This window comes from Pseudoalteromonas sp. NSLLW218 (assembly GCF_015864775.1).
In the GTDB taxonomy this organism is placed as follows: Bacteria; Pseudomonadota; Gammaproteobacteria; order Enterobacterales; family Alteromonadaceae; genus Pseudoalteromonas.
Window position 1 is genome coordinate 221,462 of the sequence record NZ_JADYWO010000007.1, and the last position, 16,125, is coordinate 237,586.

Genomic DNA, 16,125 nt, shown 5'->3' on the forward strand with positions numbered 1-16,125 from the left:
AAATAAATGAAAAAGTTTTATATATCGCTTCTAGGCAGTGCACTTTTATCTATTGTGGTATTGGGCTGGCTTATTGATGCTTTTAGTCAACAAGCGCATACCCCACAGGATGAATTTAGTCAGCAAAGTAAAATGATCATGGGTTTTAGCAAGCAGTTAGCTAACATACCCACATCTGAGCGCAGCGATTATGTAAAACAACTGGCGCTAGAGTTTGATGTTTTAATTGATTACAAACCTAATGAATCACTTGCTTTACCGCCTTCTTTATTATTACAAATGCATACGCCGGGTGGGCTGATTTTAGAAGATCAGCAAGGCTTTTATATGCTTTATAGCAGCGATGTTTTAAATCCTTTTCACTTATCAATGCGTTTAGATAAAATTTTTGATAGCGAGCAACATAACGACATTATATTAACCTTACTCTTTTACGCAGGCCTATGTGTATTTATGGGCTTTATTATTGCGCCCTTAGCTAAACGATTAACCGTGTTAAATGAAGCCGCTAAAAAGTTTGCCTCAGGTAATGTTCAAGCCCGAATAAAAGTATCGCATTTTACTTACATAAAAGACGTAGAGCTTACCTTTAATCGCATGGCCAGCCAAATAGAGAAGCTTGTCGCCGAAAACAAGCTAATGGCCTCAAGCTTATCTCATGATATACGCACCCCTATCGCGTGCCTGCGATTTGGTTTAGATGCGGCATTAGATAGCCATGATGAGCAAAAAATAAAACAGTATTTAACCCGTATGGAAAATGATTTAGACCATATGGAATCGATGCTTAGTAGCTATTTAGCATTTGCTACTTTAGAGCAAAATGCTAATAAGCTGACCTATTCATCAACAAACATTAAGTCCTACCTTGAAGATATTTTAGTGCAACTTGCACCTAAACTTGAAATGCAAATGCTTAGTGTACAGCTCAATAGTACCGATAAAATAATAAATGCAGATCTTCACTGGCTTGCTCGTGCAATTACCAATTTATTAACTAATGCCTCTGATTTCGCAAACCAACATATTTACTTGAGTGCGAAGTTACACGAACAACAGCTTATAATAACGGTAGAAGATGACGGCCCTGGCATAGCTCGAGAAAACTTTAGCAACGTATTTAGTCCATTTTTTAGAGAAGAGGCTCACCGTAACAGAGCTGATAAAAGTTACGGCCTTGGTTTAGCTATTGTTGAAAAAGTAGCCGACTGGCATCATGGCAGTGTTAAAGTTAGTAAAAGTACCCAGCTAGGTGGTGCGTGTTTTACTCTCACTATTGCACAGCATCACAATTCGTAAAGCAATAGTTACAGACTGTAATTAACAATTATTAAACAAAATCAACTCGTTATTTTAAACGACCCGATAACAACAATTAAAATCGATGGTTATAACACGCATTTACTTATTAAATTGTGCCAGATCAGCAAATAAGCACTTTTTATTTTTTAACATTTCCAGTAGATTGTCAGCGCCGTCACACAATAGAGAAGTACAATAATATGAGCGCAGTTAGAGGCGAGTTTAGCTCTCGCTTTGGTTTTATTATGGCCGCCGCGGGTTCTGCCGTTGGTTTGGGCAATATCTGGGGATTCCCTACACAAACAGCAAGTAATGGCGGTGCTGCATTTTTAGTAGCATATTTAGTGCTTGCGTTCTTTTTAGCCTACCCCGCTTTAATGGCTGAACTTATGATTGGTCGTCATGGCCAAGCAAACGCGGTTTCATCACTTCAAAAAATATCTAATAAGCCATGGCAAAAACACTTTGCCTTTATTGTTGGTTTTGGCGGTATTTTATGTGCTGGCTTTATATTAAGTTTTTACGCCATTGTTGCTGGTTGGATGCTCAGCGCTACAGCTGACCCCATAGCTACTCTTGTTGGTGCCAACACAGCATCGACATGGCTAAGTGAGCAATCACTTACCCGAAACATAATATTTACTCTCGTCTTTATCGTACTAACTGTCGCTATTATCAGTAGAGGCGTTGAGAATGGTATTGAAAAATGGTCGAAACGCTTAATGCCTGCTCTTTTAGGTATTTTATTTGCACTTATTGCATATGTAATGACCCAAGATGGCGCAATGGAAGGTTTAAAGGCTTACTTAGTTCCCGATTTTTCATCTATTTTTGACGCAAAATTATTAGTGAGTGCGCTAGGACAAGCTTTCTTCTCTTTATCGCTAGGTACTAGCGTAATGATTATTTATGGCTCGTACATTAGTAAAAAAGAAAACCTTGTTTCTTTAGGTGCCTATGTAACCCTTATTGATGTATTTATAGCTTTTGTAGCGGGTTTACTGATTATTCCGGCTATGTATGTAGCACAAGCTCAAGGCGTTGAAATATTCTCTGCCACAACGGGAAAACTACTCTCTGAAGATACGTTAGTATTTCAGGTACTCCCTGCTTTATTTGATGGAATGGGCGAAGTTGGCTTATTTGTGGGCTTTTCATTTTTTGCGTTAATGAGTATTGCCGCTTTAACGTCATCTATTTCAATGTTAGAGGCGCCAGTATCATACACTGTAGAACGCTTTGGGATGAAACGCGTTCAGGCAACCTGGTTGATTGGAGCTTTAATTGCTATCGTTAGCATTACAATTGTGTGTAACCTTAGCAGCTTATTTGGCTTAGTGATTACTTTAACTACAAAAGTAGCTCAACCTTTGCTTGGCCTTATGTGTTGTATATTTGTAGGCTGGATTTGGTACAGAGGCTCATTACTTAAAGCAATTAAAGAAGGTAATCCTGAAGTTCATAACACATTATTTTGGAAAGTATGGCCTTGGTATACCAAGTTTGTGTGTCCACTTGCTATTGGTATGGTGTTTTTACACTCACTATTAAGCTAAATAATACCTTAACCTTAAATAGTCTTAAATTAAAATAGCCCACATTAGTGGGCTTTTTTATAGCTGCTTAAATTGGATTTATTTAGAGAGTTTTAAAATCATATCTTGATGAGGGATACCGTCTTCTAGATATTCACTTTTATAATCCTCAAAGCCAAAAGAGCGGTAAAAATCAAGCAAGTAAGTTTGTGCACCTATATAAATATCTCGCTCAGGCCATTGTGCTTTACAGCAGTCTATAGCTTCAGTAATAAGTAAAGTAGCATACCCATTGCCACGCGCGCTTTCACTTACTAGCACGCGACCTATTGCGCTGTATTGTGCACTTTTTTCATAGCATCGCGCGTAAGTTTGTAGTTGCCCATGACTCAATGTATATAAATGCTGTGTATTTAAAGCAATGTCTACATCATCAAGTTCAGGGTAAGGGCACTCCTGCTCTACAACAAACACATCAACACGCCCGCGCATAATAGTAAAAAGAGTCTGTGTATCAAGAGCGTCAAACTGCTCACATTTAAACTGCATATCAAATCCTATAGGCAAAAAACCCAGCTTAGGCTGGGTTTATTAAAATCACTCGCTAGCTTAGTTAACTTATACTAAGTAAATAATCGCTCTAGCTGATCACACAGCTGCGATAAATTCACATGATCGTGCTCTATGGTCAAATCTACATAACCATCGCCTTTAAAGGCTCTGTCTAGCTCTATAAGCACATGTGTTTTATGTGCTTCTGGGACAAACGATAATTCAATCTCCTGAATGCCAAATAAGCTGCGGCTATTTGGTTTATATTCAAGTTCTTGATAGCATCCAGATAATGACTGAAAAGTCGAAGCGCGTAAGTGACCTTTTTCTACGTCAGCTTTCATTAAACTAAAACCTAACTTTTCCATCGCTTGCATACACGTTTTAACCGCTTCATTAGGGTAAATGTGTAAATGGTCCTTATCTGTTGGGTCAAGTGCTAAGTCTATATCTAGGCCTGTTTCAAGCCACACATGAGATTGATTATAACCTGCATTAATTTCTGTAATAGGAGTTTCAGAATGAAGACGCGCTTCAAAAGGGATATTTTTAACTTCGCCTGGCTCAATTGTACCTATATCTGTAATTCGCCATTGCTCAATCACATGATTCGTAAAATAATCGCCATTATCACCTGCAACTTTAACACGAGTCATTAATAATAAATCTAAACCTGAAATATCTTGGCTCACATCACCTGCAGTAATGACTATTTGTGCGTTAAAAAGTTGACCTGGTTGTAGGTGTTCAGTTTCTAAAATAGTGTCTACCTTTGCAGCACCAATACCTACCGACGCTAAAATCTTTTTAAACATATATCTCTCCTTAAGCTGAGCGGCTGTATTATTTGCTCCGGCTTAAACTTCTTCGTTATCGCATCTTAACCATATTTAAAAGCTAATGTCAGTGAAAAAGTGTTATTTACATAGTATTTACTATTAAATAGGTGTTTAATGCCCGTTTTTTATACGCAGCTGGACAAGTAATTGATTAGACGCGTTCATTTTTAGGTCTATTTATATTTTCAATGGTATAAATTTTTCGTTACACTGCAACACCAAATGAAGTGATATTAAGAATTATGGAACTAATCTATTTTGCTGCCGCGTTTGTTTGTGGTTTTGCTGTTTATCAGTTAAAACTACCTCCTCTAATTGGGTTTTTACTTGCAGGTTTTGCTTTAAATTTATCGGGTTATAAAAGTACAGAGTTGCTCGATACAATTGCAGCCCTAGGGGTTACTCTTCTTCTTTTTAGTATTGGCTTGAAACTTAAAGTTAACAGTTTAATTAAACCTCAAGTTTGGGCGCCTGCAACATTGCATATCATTTTTAGCAGCGCGTTATTTAGTGGCTTTATGCTTCTGCTTGGCGTTTTCGCCATTCCACTATTTGTTGATTTAAGTTGGCAAAGTGCTTTATTGGTTGGATTTGCACTTAGTTTTTCAAGCACTGTATTTGCAGTAAAAGTACTTGAAGAGCGCGGAGAAATGGCAAGCCTACACGGCAAAATAGCCATTGGAATATTGGTAATGCAGGATATCTTTGCAGTAATATTTTTAGCTATTAGCACCGGTAAAATCCCTAATTTATGGGCTATTGCATTAATAATTGCTTTGCCTTTATTACGACCTGTAATGTATGGCGTGTTGAACCGATCTAAACATGGTGAACTATTACCATTGTTTGGTTTTTTCTTTGCGCTAGTTGCTGGTTATCATGCATTTGAATTTGCAGGCCTAAAAGGCGATTTAGGTGCACTAGTAATAGGAATGATGTTTGCCCCTCATAAAAAGGCTGGCGAGCTATCAAAATCTCTACTTAATTTAAAGGACATATTGCTAGTTGGCTTTTTCTTAAGTATTGGTTTAAGCGCAGAGCTAACCACTAACTCCTTGATTGTTGCCATTATACTTATTTTAGTATTACCCATTAAAATAGCACTTTACTATGTGTTCACTAATATATTCAAATTACGTGCGCGTACATCATTACTTACCGCTTTTAGCTTATCTAACTACAGTGAGTTTGGATTAATTGTATGTGCAGTGGCTGCGACTACAGGCATGATCACCTCTGAGTGGCTAGCTGTAATGGCAATTGCTGTTTCTATTACATTCATAATTGCTTCCCCATTAAATAAACGCTCAAATGAGTTGTATGTAAAAATAGAGCACTGGTTATTAAAGTTTGAAAGTAAAACTCGTTTAGCTGAAGAGCTACCCGTTAACCTTAATGATACGAAAATAGTCATTTTTGGGATGGGACGTATTGGTACTGGTGCTTATGAAACGATCAACGCGACTCACCCAAATGTTGTTGCAGGCATAGATATAAAGCCAGAGGTGGTAGACAAGCACGTTAACAGAGGCCGCAACGTCTTAATTGCAGATGCAACCGACCCTGACTTTTGGCAACGAGTAAATCACTCACAAGTAGAAATGGTTATGCTTGCAATGCCAAAGCATATGCAAAATATTTTTGCTTTAGAGCAATTACAGGCCTCTGGTTATAAAGGCCAAGTAACAGCTATTGCAAACTACCCGGATCAACAAAAAGAGCTTGAAGAAATGGGTGTGCATTCTACTTATAACTTTTATTTAGAAGCCGGTAGTGGTTTTGCAGAGCACGTAAAACAAGAGCTATTTAACGAATAGTCCTCTTTTGTATCGTTTATAAATAACAAAGCCTTAAATTCATTAAGGCTTTGTTATTAGTTTTTAAATAAAAAGCAATTCTATTTACATTCCTTTACAAGCCAATTCTCTATAGCAATAAAAAACAGGTAAACTAGCTGTGTTGGTTAAATAAGAACCCATGTTCTAATAATAACTTAATTAGATCCCAGCTAATTAAAGTTCAACTAGGTTTATATTAATTAACATAAAACTATTAAATCAGAGGGCCTACTCCCTCGCAAAATAGGCTGTTTCTTGCCCGTCACAGCCTATTTTATATCTCTAAAATCCCTTACACTTACCCTGACTTTAAATACCTAAGTAATCTTTATGGATCCAAAACAATTAAAAATAGCGATAAATACTACAATGCCGTTTGGAAAATATGCAGGACGGCCATTGTTGTTACTGCCAGAACCTTATTTAGTGTGGTTTAACAAGCAAGGGTTTCCCGATTCAAAGCTAGGTAGCCAACTTGCAATGATGTACGAAGTAAAACTAAATGGCCTTGAGCAAATGTTAATGCCATTACTTGAAAAAAAATAAAAATAGTTGAGAACTTTTTTAAGCACTTGCGGTCTATTATATTGCTACTTGTTGATTTTGGTTTTTAACCGCAAAAAAAGCGCCTCAAGGCGCTTTTTTTATGTCTTTAATTTGAGGGGTAAATATACAATAAATTTAGCACCACCTAAGCTTGAGCTTTCTGCTTTACACTCTCCTTGGTGCCACGACACAATTTTAGCAACTATGGCGAGCCCTAAACCAAAACCACCGGTATCCTTACCTCTACTTTTATCTAGTCGAGTAAAAGGTTTAAATACATTTTCTCGCTCAGCGGGATCTATCCCTTCACCATCATCTTCAACAATCAATACGATGTGTTTTGTCTCTTGTAGCAATGAAATTTTGACTTGCTTATGGGTGTATTTGAGCGCATTGCCAATTAAATTTTGAAATACTCGCGCCATAAAGTGACTATCACAGTAATAATTTAAATGCTCAGGGAGGTTTACGGAAAGCGTTGTTCGGGCTTCAAAGTTTAGCTTTTCAACAGTTGTTTTTACCAGCCCAGCCAAGTCACAGTTTATTGGCTGTAAACTAGGTTGTTGAGTGTCTAATCGCGCATATTCAAGCATTTCAGAAACTAGTGACTCAAGCTCGCTAATGTCTGTTTGCATGTTTGTTAGGTATTTCTCACCTTTTTCATCAAGCATTTGTTCTTGCAGCATTACAATTGCAAACTTTAAACGTGCTAGTGGTGTTCTAAACTCATGCGACACAGATGAGGTAAGTTCTTGCTGCGCACTAAGTAAAAACTCAATACGTTGCTGCATTACCTTTAATGTATCAGTAATAGGTAAAAAGAAAGACTTAGAAGAGTCGTTAAGTTGAAAGTCTTGCAAACCCTCCACCGCTTCACACGCTTTACGTAGCTTTGCAAAATCGCGCCATAGTAAAAAGCTCCACAGCCCAACAGGTATACCTACAATAATAAGGAGTAATAAATAGGGCCAAACAGAAGATGATTGCTGCGTTAATACACCTACCGGCCCTACTTGAAGTAATGAGTCATTACCGAGATCTACATACCAAACAATGCGCTGTTGCTTATCGTATAAGTATAAGTAGTGGTTTTGGTTAAGCTGCGATTGTTGCTTTTGAGGAAGTATTAAATCACGTCGTTCAATTACTTTACTATCAAAGTTATGCTTTAGTTTTTTAAGACCGTTAGGAGTTTGTGAGAGCAACCATAGTGATTGCCCAAACTCATCGTCTAAGAAAACTTGCTGTTGCGACTCTTCATAAGGCCACAACTGCTCTATAACACCACTTACTACAAACAAAGAAACGATGATGTATAAGTATAAACTGGTAAACAGTTTTCCCATTAAAGCCGACTAACCTTAAATAGTTCTAGAGATCCCACGCATCAGAAACAAATAAATAACCTTGTCCCCATACAGTTTTTATACGATACGGCTTATCGCTGTTATCGCCTAATTTTTTACGAATGCGTGATACGCGTACATCCACAGTTCTATCAAGTCCATCATATTGGCGGCCAATCATATGTTGGTGCACGTGTTCTCGACTTAGTACTTCACCCGCATTTGACGCTAACAGCCATAGTAACTCAAACTCGTGCGAAGTTAATACAATCTCTGAATCACTTAGTTTTACAATACGACTTGTTTTATCAATGACTAAATCACCAAACTGGAGCTCTTCACTTGATTTTACTATAGGTTGTCCACGACGCAGTAATGCGTTGATTCGCGCTAGTAATACACGTGGCTCTGCTGGTTTTATTACATAATCATCAGCGCCCAGCTCTAAGCCAAGTACTTGGTCGAAATCCTCACCTTTAGCAGTCAACATTAAAATTGGTAGAGTAAATTTATCTCTTACTTGGCGGCAAACGCTAAAGCCATCTTTACCTGGCAGCATAACATCTAAAATCATTAAATCGGGTGTATTATTCTCTAGGTAATTAAACACTTCGTCACCGCGGTCTAACACATCGACTTCAAGGCCATTATGTTCAAGGTAATCTTTTGTTAGCTGTTGTAAACCTAGATCATCTTCAACAAGTAAAATTTTTGGCATTAGTTGCTCCTAAATTAAAAAAAGCTCCACGGAGAGCGAAGCCTACGCCTATTTTTTTTAGCATGGGCGCTTTGTACTTCAACTTGTGTCTTAGCTAATAACACACCCGTATGAGGATTGATTAAGGAGTATATGGTCTCCACCTGAACACGCGCTTTATAATTAAATTGCCCAGAAAGTTGTTGCTCCCAGCATTGAAGCAGTCGCTCTTGCTGATACAAACAGACATCACTATAGGCGTTTAATTGCCACTCAAATTGTAAATCAAGATCGCAAAAACCCTGCTGTTCAGAGACGACGCAGACTTTTGGAGAAACGCTAAAAAAAGGGGGTTGTGCCACACTAAAACCACTAAAAAAAGTGGTAATAAACACAACTAATATTGAATACTTCATATTAAAAAGTACGATCGAATCCTATAAATGCAGTCATTGAATAAGTACGTTCAAAGAGCGGACTGCCATCCATAGCCGAATAGTCGTAATATGCTACATGAAAACGAAGAGAGTCAGCCTTACTCAGTGGCCAACGGGCGTCGATTTTAGCATAAGGTTGCCAACTACTACCAACGTCTATTTTGCCAAATTGAGTTTCACCCTCATTAAGTCCATAAAAATAGCTATTTAGTTCCGCAGATTTATAGTTTATTCCAAGTGTTGGCTTTATTTTGAGCTTTCCTATCACAGTATGATACTGCCACTGCAATGCTGCGCGTACACCTCGATAAACATCGGTTATATCATGCAGGGCCTGAACCGAAAAAACTTGGTCTTCATTTACATAATGATATGCAATACCCGCATCCAGTGCAATTTGCCGTTTATGTAAATTATCAATATCAACATAGCGAGTGGACGAGGCTTCATCTTGCATTACGAACTGATTGCTGAGGGCACTACTTTGTAGTGTAAATATATTTTTAGGGTGCCAGTCTATAAAAAAGCGTGACTCAGAATTGAGTTCACCAACTAGATTAAAGTGATGCTTAGGGGTTTGCAAAAATGAATAACCAAGACGGCCATTATCAAAAAACCATTGCTCTGCATAAAACGCAATTTGTGGAATAAGCACGAGCGGAATATTATCTCCACCATGCAAAGGGTTGGTTATAACTCCAGCCCCCACGCTTAAACTCAAATGCAGACGGTCGGTTATTATGTCTTGCTCTGAATAATCGTCAGCATGCTTGCTTGCCTGTGTTGCTTGTACCGAAAGGCAAACAAATAAAGTGCTAAAACATAGAGCTGTTAATAATGAGAAGGCATACCGCATTAGCGTAAATCAAAGTATCAAAATAAGAGAGTTCCCCATACTAGCAAGGTCTTTTTAAACTAGCTCTAGCTGGTTACAATTATTCACAATTTGTATGCAAAAATGTTAACTTTTATGTTTCTGCAGGCTATTTATCTTTCGGAAGTTATACTTTGAGATACTTAGAAAATCAGATGCTGCGATGAAATACAGATATCTAAATAAAGGCAGCTAGGAACTAACGCGTTACAGCCAGCTTTATTACCCATGAAACCTAATAGTTTAACGAGATTGATATTTGATAAAAAACTCAAATTAAGTGACTTTAAACCTGATAAATAAACACCAGATACTTATTAAATATCTGGAGCTATTTCTATTCGGTTTCGTCCATGTGTTTTAGCGATATATAAAGCTCTATCTGCTCGCTCAACTAAAACGGAGCTATTGGTAAATGGGCGTAAAATTGCTAAACCAAAACTTGCTGAAATAGCTCGTTTTGCAGTTACATCATGCTTTTTACGAATCACCAGTTTTGCAATTGCTAAACGAATACAATCGGCAAACGCTATTATATCGTTAATAGTGTCAAAGTAGGCTGTTATGCAAAACTCCTCGCCACCATATCTATACACGTTTGCAGCTTCCGTTGTATTCTCTCTCACTTTTTTAGCAACTAACCTAAGTACTTCGTCACCCTTTTGATGGCCAAAATCATCGTTAAAGCGCTTAAAGTGATCAATATCAAACATAATAAGGACGGCAAGAGAGTCTTCTTGCGCTTGCTCTGAATATTCAAAGCAAAAATTTACAATATCAGAATCAAACTTACCTCGGTTATAAAAACCCGTAAGTGTATCGGTATCGGCTGCTTCTTTTGAAATATTGAGTGCTTCTTTTAAGTCTTTTATTTCATTGTAGGCAACGGCTAATTTAGTTTGAAATTCGCGAGCATAATCTTGCATTGCAATAGAATCGTCGGTTAAACGCTCAACACAACCTAATATCTCATTGTAAGAATTTACATCAACAAGCATATTTAATTCATTTTGAGAGTCAACCAAACTCGTCGTAAAGCTTTTGGAGTGATCAAGCGTGGTACTTATATCTTGCTGAACTTGCTCCATAGTTGTATGAAATTTTTCAGTCATTTCTTGAAAAAAAACGAGATCGTCTTGCGTTAAATGTTTGTCAAATATCTCTTTTGCTTTGTCTTGTGAACATGTTTGTTGCTGAGCAATAACGTGGTCTAACTCAGCATTTAGTGACGGTTTGTTTCCTTGAATATAACAGTACCAAATTGCATAGTTGATGGGAGTAACCGGCATTCGGTATTTTACCATCAAAGGAATCGCCTTTTTCAGGCATTGGGCAGAATGAGCAAGTGATACAGCGTGGTTCATAAATAAACTCTCAAGCGTCATTGTTTTTATTATTAGCGCTCAATGTTAAGTAATAGTAAACTTATACGCAACCTATATTCATACTATTTAACTAACTTGCTTATTCTCTGCGCGCATTAAATCGCTTTTGCATCTAAAGTTTGCGCAATATTCCACAAAGCGCTGATTGCAGGGTCATTTAACTCTTTCCTTAATACAGCCAAGCCAATATCAAACCCATCAGGAGCTTGCATTTTTGGTGTTAGTATTTGTACTTTATCTTGCAGCGGGCTGTTATCTAGCACTATTTTAGGAACCATTGCGACACCTAATCCTAAGCTCACCATAGATACCATCGCTTCGTGCCCAGCAACTTGTGCGTAAATTTTCCCGTGAATATTATTTTTGCGCCACCAGTGTTCTAACCTTTGGCGAGAAAAACCTTGTTCTGGCACAATAAATTCTAAATCAGACCAATTAATGTCATCACCATTCTGCGTTAGTTTTTGTGTGATCGGGCATTGAATTTTTGGTCCAATTAATAAAAGTGGTGAATGCCCTATATCTACAAAAGCAATTTGTGCCGGTAACTTATTTGGCTTAGCTGCAATTGCCATTAATTCATGTCCATCTAACACGCGGTTTATAGCAAGTGCAGGGTCGCCTGTATTTAATGTTATTTCTATATACTGATGCTGCGCACGTAGTTGCTCTAATATTTGATGTAAAAAACTATAAGATGCAGTAACCGAGCAATAAATACTTACTTTGCCGTAAATATGTTGTTGCGGGCCTTTTACATTCGTTTTAAAACGCTGCCAGTTAGCAAGCGTCGCTGTGGCGTAATCAATAAACGACTCACCTTCACGCGTTAATTTAACACTGCGGTTATCGCGTACAAATAATGCAACACCTACCTCTTCTTCCAAGTGTTTTATATTGCGGCTCAAAGTGGGTGCGCTTATGTGACAAAGTTCGCTTGCGCGCCCAAAGTGGAGTGTTTTAGCCAGCGCTAAAAAGTAGTTTAAATGTTTATGATCCATGTCAAACCCAGTATTTCATATTATGAAACACTTTAATTCAAATATATCATTTTACGCAAGCAACGATTTTACATATGGTGTTTGTAAGCGCAATAAACTTTGCGCATCTAACAAACATGACTTTATAGGACACTAACAATGGCGAATTATTTCAATACCTTACCTTTACGCGAGCAATTAGCGCAATTAGCGCAATGTGAATTTATGGACGCAGGCGAATTTGCCGATGGCGTTGACGCACTTAAAGGTAAAAAACTAGTTATTGTAGGCTGTGGCGCACAAGGTTTAAACCAAGGCTTAAACTTACGTGACTCTGGTTTAGATGTTTCTTACACATTACGCGCATCAGCTATTTCTGAGCGTCGCCAATCATTTTTAAATGCATCTGAAAACGGCTTTACTGTTGGCACTTACGAAGAACTAATCCCAACAGCTGATGTAGTACTTAACCTAACGCCAGATAAACAACATACCGCTGTAGTAAGTGCAATTATGCCACTTATGAAAAAAGACTCTACCCTTGCTTACTCTCATGGCTTTAATATCGTTGAAGAAGGCATGCAAGTACGCGAAGATATTACTGTAATCATGGTTGCGCCTAAGTGTCCTGGTTCTGAAGTACGTGAAGAATACAAGCGCGGTTTTGGTGTGCCAACTTTGATCGCAGTTCACCCAGAAAATGACCCTCAAGGTCTTGGTTTAGCACAAGCTAAAGCGTATGCAGCGGGTACGGGTGGTCATCGCGCAGGTGTACTTAAATCATCATTTATTGCTGAAGTTAAGTCTGACCTAATGGGCGAACAAACCATTTTATGTGGCATGTTACAAACTGGCTCTATTTTATGTTTTGATAAAATGATAGAAAAAGGCGTTGATGCGGGTTACGCATCAAAACTAATTCAATATGGTTGGGAAGTAATTACCGAAGCACTTAAGTACGGCGGCGTTACAAACATGCTTGACCGCCTTTCAAACCCTGCAAAAGTAAAAGCGTTTGAACTAAGTGAAGAGCTAAAACTAATTATGCGTCCACTTTATAATAAGCATCAAGATGACATCATCGACGGCACTTTCTCACGCACTATGATGGAAGACTGGAATAACGATGACGTAAACTTACTTAAATGGCGTAGCGAAACAGCAGAAACTAACTTTGAAAAGACTCCTGCTGGCGATGTAGAAATCTCAGAACAAGAATTTTTTGATAACGGTATTTTAATGGTAGCAATGGTTAAAGCGGGTGTTGAACTTGCATTTGAAACCATGACAGCAGCTGGCATTATCGAAGAGTCAGCTTACTACGAGTCATTACACGAAACGCCATTAATCGCCAATACGATTGCGCGTAAAAAGCTTTTTGAAATGAACCGTACTATCTCTGACACTGCAGAATACGGCTGTTATTTATATAACCATGCATGTTTACCATTACTTGCTGATTTTATGAAAAACGTTGATACAGACATCATTGGTAAAGGCCTTGGCGAGCACAGTAATCAAGTTGATAACCAAACATTAATTCAAATCAATGCCGCACTGCGTGAACACCCTGTTGAAAAAGTAGGTGCTAAATTACGTGGCTACATGTCAGCAATGAAAAAAATTGTTTAATCCTAAACAATAAAAGTTTCGCTTGTTAGAAACCAAGCCCGTATGCTTTTTGCATGTGGGCTTTTTTATGCTTGTTAATAAAACTTTAACCAATCTGGTATATCTTTGCCTATTCTGCTTAGCCAATATTTAGTTCCAAATAAATAATGTGCTAATATGTTTTTCTATTTAGTTGTAAAATTAATTAATATCATGACGATAAAAAATCTTTCGATCACTCAAAAAATCACAGCTTTAGGCAGTGTTATTGCTATATGCGTAGCCGCACTGATTGGTTTGACTTCCCTACACAGCTCAGAGGATATTATCGAGCGACGTATGATTGAGTCAGAGCTTCCTAGTAAACTGCAAACAATCAGCAATCACATAGGCGGTGAAATCAACGAGTTACTCGGTGCTGCTCAGCAACTATCATCAAACGAATTTATTTTACAATGGGCCCAATCAAACAACCAAGACGATACATTACTATTAAAAGAATTAAATCGCGTTGCCCAGCAATACGATTTAGCCACAGCATCTTGGGCAAATAGAGACACTGCAAATTACTGGAACCAGAATGGTTTTTTGCGTGTTTTAAAAAACGATGCAGCCGATGGCTGGTTTTTTGCTTTTAAGCAATCAAAACAACCCTACTCTATCAGTATTTATCAAGAGTCAGCCGATGATGTGAAAATGTTTGTAAATCATCAGCAGGCTAATGGTACTGGTTTAGCAGGTCTTGCAAAAAGCATCACTGATATGCAAAAGCTATTACAGCAATTTAAAATTGAGCAAACAGGCTTTGTATTTATTGCAGATAAAAGTGGATTGATTCAGCTTCATAAAGATGCAAGTAAAGTAGCTAAAGCAAATATTGATGATTTATATACTGCAAATATCCACAGCCAACTATTTAATAGTAATGGCTTTGCACTAGAAGAAATCAATTTAAATGGTGAACCGACACTCGTTGCTGCTATGCCTATTAAAAACACCGACTTATATGTTGTAGCCCAAGTGCCAAAAAGTGAAGTTTTCGCAAGCGTAAACACCCTGCAATGGCAAATATTTACTTTTACGGTAATTACAGCATTGGTTGCCAGTTTAATCAGTTATTTGCTTGCTCGCTCACTTTCATCTCCACTTTCTAAAATGGCTGAGTTATTTTCACGCTTAGGCTCAGGCGATGCAAATTTAGCATATCGCTTACCAGAATCGAGCCAACCAGAGCTTAACAATCTAAGTAATGGCTTCAATCAGTTTATTAATAAAATAGAGGTAGCTATTACTCAGGTTGCCAGCGAAAGCCACGATATTCGTCAAAGTTCTGATCATGTATTTGAACAAGCAAAACGAAACTCTCAAGCAATAGACAACCAAAAAGAGCAAACAATATCTGTCGCAGCAGCAATCAACGAAATGGGCGCTACAGTACAAGAAATAGCGCAAAGCGCAGCAAATACAGCAAAGTTAACCGATAACAGTCGCGAAAACACCATTCAAAGTCACAAACAAGTGCTCCAAAGCCAAGCAACTATATCAGCCCTTGCCAGCGATATTGATGGCATAACAGAGCAAGTTACTTTGCTTTCTAAAAAAACGGTTGATATAGCAAGTATTGTTGACTCAATTAGAGGCATATCGGATCAAACTAACCTGCTTGCTTTAAATGCTGCAATTGAATCTGCTCGCGCTGGTGAACACGGGCGCGGTTTCGCTGTTGTTGCTGATGAAGTACGTGCACTGGCAAACCGTACATCGCAATCAACCACCGAAATTCAATCTATGATTGAAGAACTTACAAGAATATCTGAAGATGTAGTTAACGATATTGGTCAATCGAAAGATAAAGCACAGCAAAGCGTTGGTGCTATGCAAAACTCAGTAGAATTGCTCGATACGATAACCGAAACAGCCAATCAAATTAACGATATGGCTACGCTCATAGCGACTGCAACTGAGCAGCAAAGTAACGTGGTTGCCGATGTAAGTCGTAATATTGAGCAAATTAGCGAAATTAGCGATAAAGCAATGAGCGAGCAAATCAATACAGAGCAAGCTATTAGAGACTTAGCAAACAGCGCACAAACACTTGATGCACTTGTAGCGACCTTTGAAAAACACCGCTAAGTAGTAAGTAGCTATAAAACTGTATGTTTACCGTGAGCAAAGACTATAAT

General features: G+C 38.1%; 14 protein-coding genes. 6 read left to right on the plus strand and 8 right to left on the minus strand.

What is annotated here, in order from left to right:
• Nucleotides 1-6 precede the first annotated feature (6 nt).
• Both I6E80_RS12680 and I6E80_RS12685 read left to right on the plus strand, forming a co-directional pair.
• Nucleotides 7-1,299 carry an ATP-binding protein gene (locus tag I6E80_RS12680; RefSeq protein ID WP_024599164.1) on the plus strand — a complete coding sequence of 431 codons (1,293 nt, stop codon included), beginning with the start codon at nt 7-9 and terminating at the stop codon, nt 1,297-1,299.
• A gap of 203 nt (nt 1,300-1,502) precedes the next feature.
• Complete coding sequence (locus tag I6E80_RS12685) at nt 1,503-2,858, plus strand: sodium-dependent transporter (RefSeq protein WP_024599165.1); 1,356 nt, start codon at nt 1,503-1,505, stop codon at nt 2,856-2,858.
• A 78-nt stretch (nt 2,859-2,936) separates the two neighbouring features.
• Here the strand turns inward: I6E80_RS12685 and I6E80_RS12690 are convergent, their stop codons facing one another.
• Nucleotides 2,937-3,386: a GNAT family N-acetyltransferase gene (locus I6E80_RS12690; RefSeq protein WP_024599166.1), complete on the minus strand. Its 450-nt coding sequence runs from the start codon at nt 3,384-3,386 to the stop codon at nt 2,937-2,939.
• 74 nt (nt 3,387-3,460) lie between these two features.
• Nucleotides 3,461-4,204, minus strand: a complete 744-nt coding sequence (locus tag I6E80_RS12695; RefSeq protein WP_024599167.1) for a sporulation protein — start codon at nt 4,202-4,204, stop codon at nt 3,461-3,463.
• 266 nt (nt 4,205-4,470) lie between these two features.
• On the opposite strand from I6E80_RS12695, the gene I6E80_RS12700 reads away from it, so the two are divergent.
• Both I6E80_RS12700 and I6E80_RS12705 read left to right on the plus strand, forming a co-directional pair.
• Nucleotides 4,471-6,045: a cation:proton antiporter family protein gene (locus tag I6E80_RS12700; protein WP_024599168.1), complete on the plus strand. Its 1,575-nt coding sequence runs from the start codon at nt 4,471-4,473 to the stop codon at nt 6,043-6,045.
• A gap of 351 nt (nt 6,046-6,396) precedes the next feature.
• Nucleotides 6,397-6,612, plus strand: a complete 216-nt coding sequence (locus I6E80_RS12705; RefSeq protein ID WP_170071858.1) for a DUF3820 family protein — start codon at nt 6,397-6,399, stop codon at nt 6,610-6,612.
• A 98-nt stretch (nt 6,613-6,710) separates the two neighbouring features.
• Here I6E80_RS12705 and I6E80_RS12710 read toward each other — a convergent pair whose 3' ends face one another.
• From I6E80_RS12710 to ilvY, 6 genes are all read right to left on the minus strand, one after another.
• Nucleotides 6,711-7,958 carry an ATP-binding protein gene (locus I6E80_RS12710; RefSeq protein WP_197185679.1) on the minus strand — a complete coding sequence of 416 codons (1,248 nt, stop codon included), beginning with the start codon at nt 7,956-7,958 and terminating at the stop codon, nt 6,711-6,713.
• Between the two features lie 25 nt (nt 7,959-7,983).
• On the minus strand, nt 7,984-8,676 hold the full coding sequence (locus I6E80_RS12715) for a response regulator (protein ID WP_076924494.1): 693 nt from the start codon (nt 8,674-8,676) through the stop codon (nt 7,984-7,986).
• A gap of 14 nt (nt 8,677-8,690) precedes the next feature.
• Nucleotides 8,691-9,071 carry a DUF3019 domain-containing protein gene (locus I6E80_RS12720; protein WP_197185680.1) on the minus strand — a complete coding sequence of 127 codons (381 nt, stop codon included), beginning with the start codon at nt 9,069-9,071 and terminating at the stop codon, nt 8,691-8,693.
• 1 nt (nt 9,072) lies between these two features.
• Complete coding sequence (locus I6E80_RS12725) at nt 9,073-9,948, minus strand: MipA/OmpV family protein (protein ID WP_231616787.1); 876 nt, start codon at nt 9,946-9,948, stop codon at nt 9,073-9,075.
• Nucleotides 9,949-10,283: 335 nt separating this feature from the next.
• The gene (locus I6E80_RS12730; RefSeq protein WP_197185681.1) at nt 10,284-11,330 is read right to left on the minus strand and encodes a GGDEF domain-containing protein; all 1,047 of its coding nucleotides are present in this window, start codon (nt 11,328-11,330) and stop codon (nt 10,284-10,286) included.
• Between the two features lie 116 nt (nt 11,331-11,446).
• On the minus strand, nt 11,447-12,352 hold the full coding sequence (ilvY, locus tag I6E80_RS12735) for an HTH-type transcriptional activator IlvY (protein WP_197185682.1): 906 nt from the start codon (nt 12,350-12,352) through the stop codon (nt 11,447-11,449).
• Between the two features lie 138 nt (nt 12,353-12,490).
• Between ilvY and ilvC the strand changes: the two genes are divergently transcribed.
• Complete coding sequence (ilvC, locus tag I6E80_RS12740) at nt 12,491-13,963, plus strand: ketol-acid reductoisomerase (RefSeq protein WP_024599175.1); 1,473 nt, start codon at nt 12,491-12,493, stop codon at nt 13,961-13,963.
• A 192-nt stretch (nt 13,964-14,155) separates the two neighbouring features.
• Entirely contained in the window at nt 14,156-16,075 is a 1,920-nt protein-coding gene (locus tag I6E80_RS12745; RefSeq protein WP_197185683.1) for a methyl-accepting chemotaxis protein, read from the plus strand.
• Nucleotides 16,076-16,125 lie beyond the last annotated feature (50 nt).

What these genes read in the sequence shown, in the direction of transcription:
- I6E80_RS12680 (WP_024599164.1), top strand. Translation starts at nt 7, where the DNA reads ATGAAAAAGTTTTATATATCGCTTCTAGGCAGTGCACTTTTATCTATT.
- I6E80_RS12685 (WP_024599165.1), top strand. Translation starts at nt 1,503, where the DNA reads ATGAGCGCAGTTAGAGGCGAGTTTAGCTCTCGCTTTGGTTTTATTATG.
- I6E80_RS12690 (WP_024599166.1), bottom strand. Translation starts at nt 3,386, where the DNA reads ATGCAGTTTAAATGTGAGCAGTTTGACGCTCTTGATACACAGACTCTT.
- I6E80_RS12695 (WP_024599167.1), bottom strand. Translation starts at nt 4,204, where the DNA reads ATGTTTAAAAAGATTTTAGCGTCGGTAGGTATTGGTGCTGCAAAGGTA.
- I6E80_RS12700 (WP_024599168.1), top strand. Translation starts at nt 4,471, where the DNA reads ATGGAACTAATCTATTTTGCTGCCGCGTTTGTTTGTGGTTTTGCTGTT.
- I6E80_RS12705 (WP_170071858.1), top strand. Translation starts at nt 6,397, where the DNA reads ATGGATCCAAAACAATTAAAAATAGCGATAAATACTACAATGCCGTTT.
- I6E80_RS12710 (WP_197185679.1), bottom strand. Translation starts at nt 7,958, where the DNA reads ATGGGAAAACTGTTTACCAGTTTATACTTATACATCATCGTTTCTTTG.
- I6E80_RS12715 (WP_076924494.1), bottom strand. Translation starts at nt 8,676, where the DNA reads ATGCCAAAAATTTTACTTGTTGAAGATGATCTAGGTTTACAACAGCTA.
- I6E80_RS12720 (WP_197185680.1), bottom strand. Translation starts at nt 9,071, where the DNA reads ATGAAGTATTCAATATTAGTTGTGTTTATTACCACTTTTTTTAGTGGT.
- I6E80_RS12725 (WP_231616787.1), bottom strand. Translation starts at nt 9,948, where the DNA reads ATGCGGTATGCCTTCTCATTATTAACAGCTCTATGTTTTAGCACTTTA.
- I6E80_RS12730 (WP_197185681.1), bottom strand. Translation starts at nt 11,330, where the DNA reads ATGAACCACGCTGTATCACTTGCTCATTCTGCCCAATGCCTGAAAAAG.
- ilvY (WP_197185682.1), bottom strand. Translation starts at nt 12,352, where the DNA reads ATGGATCATAAACATTTAAACTACTTTTTAGCGCTGGCTAAAACACTC.
- ilvC (WP_024599175.1), top strand. Translation starts at nt 12,491, where the DNA reads ATGGCGAATTATTTCAATACCTTACCTTTACGCGAGCAATTAGCGCAA.
- I6E80_RS12745 (WP_197185683.1), top strand. Translation starts at nt 14,156, where the DNA reads ATGACGATAAAAAATCTTTCGATCACTCAAAAAATCACAGCTTTAGGC.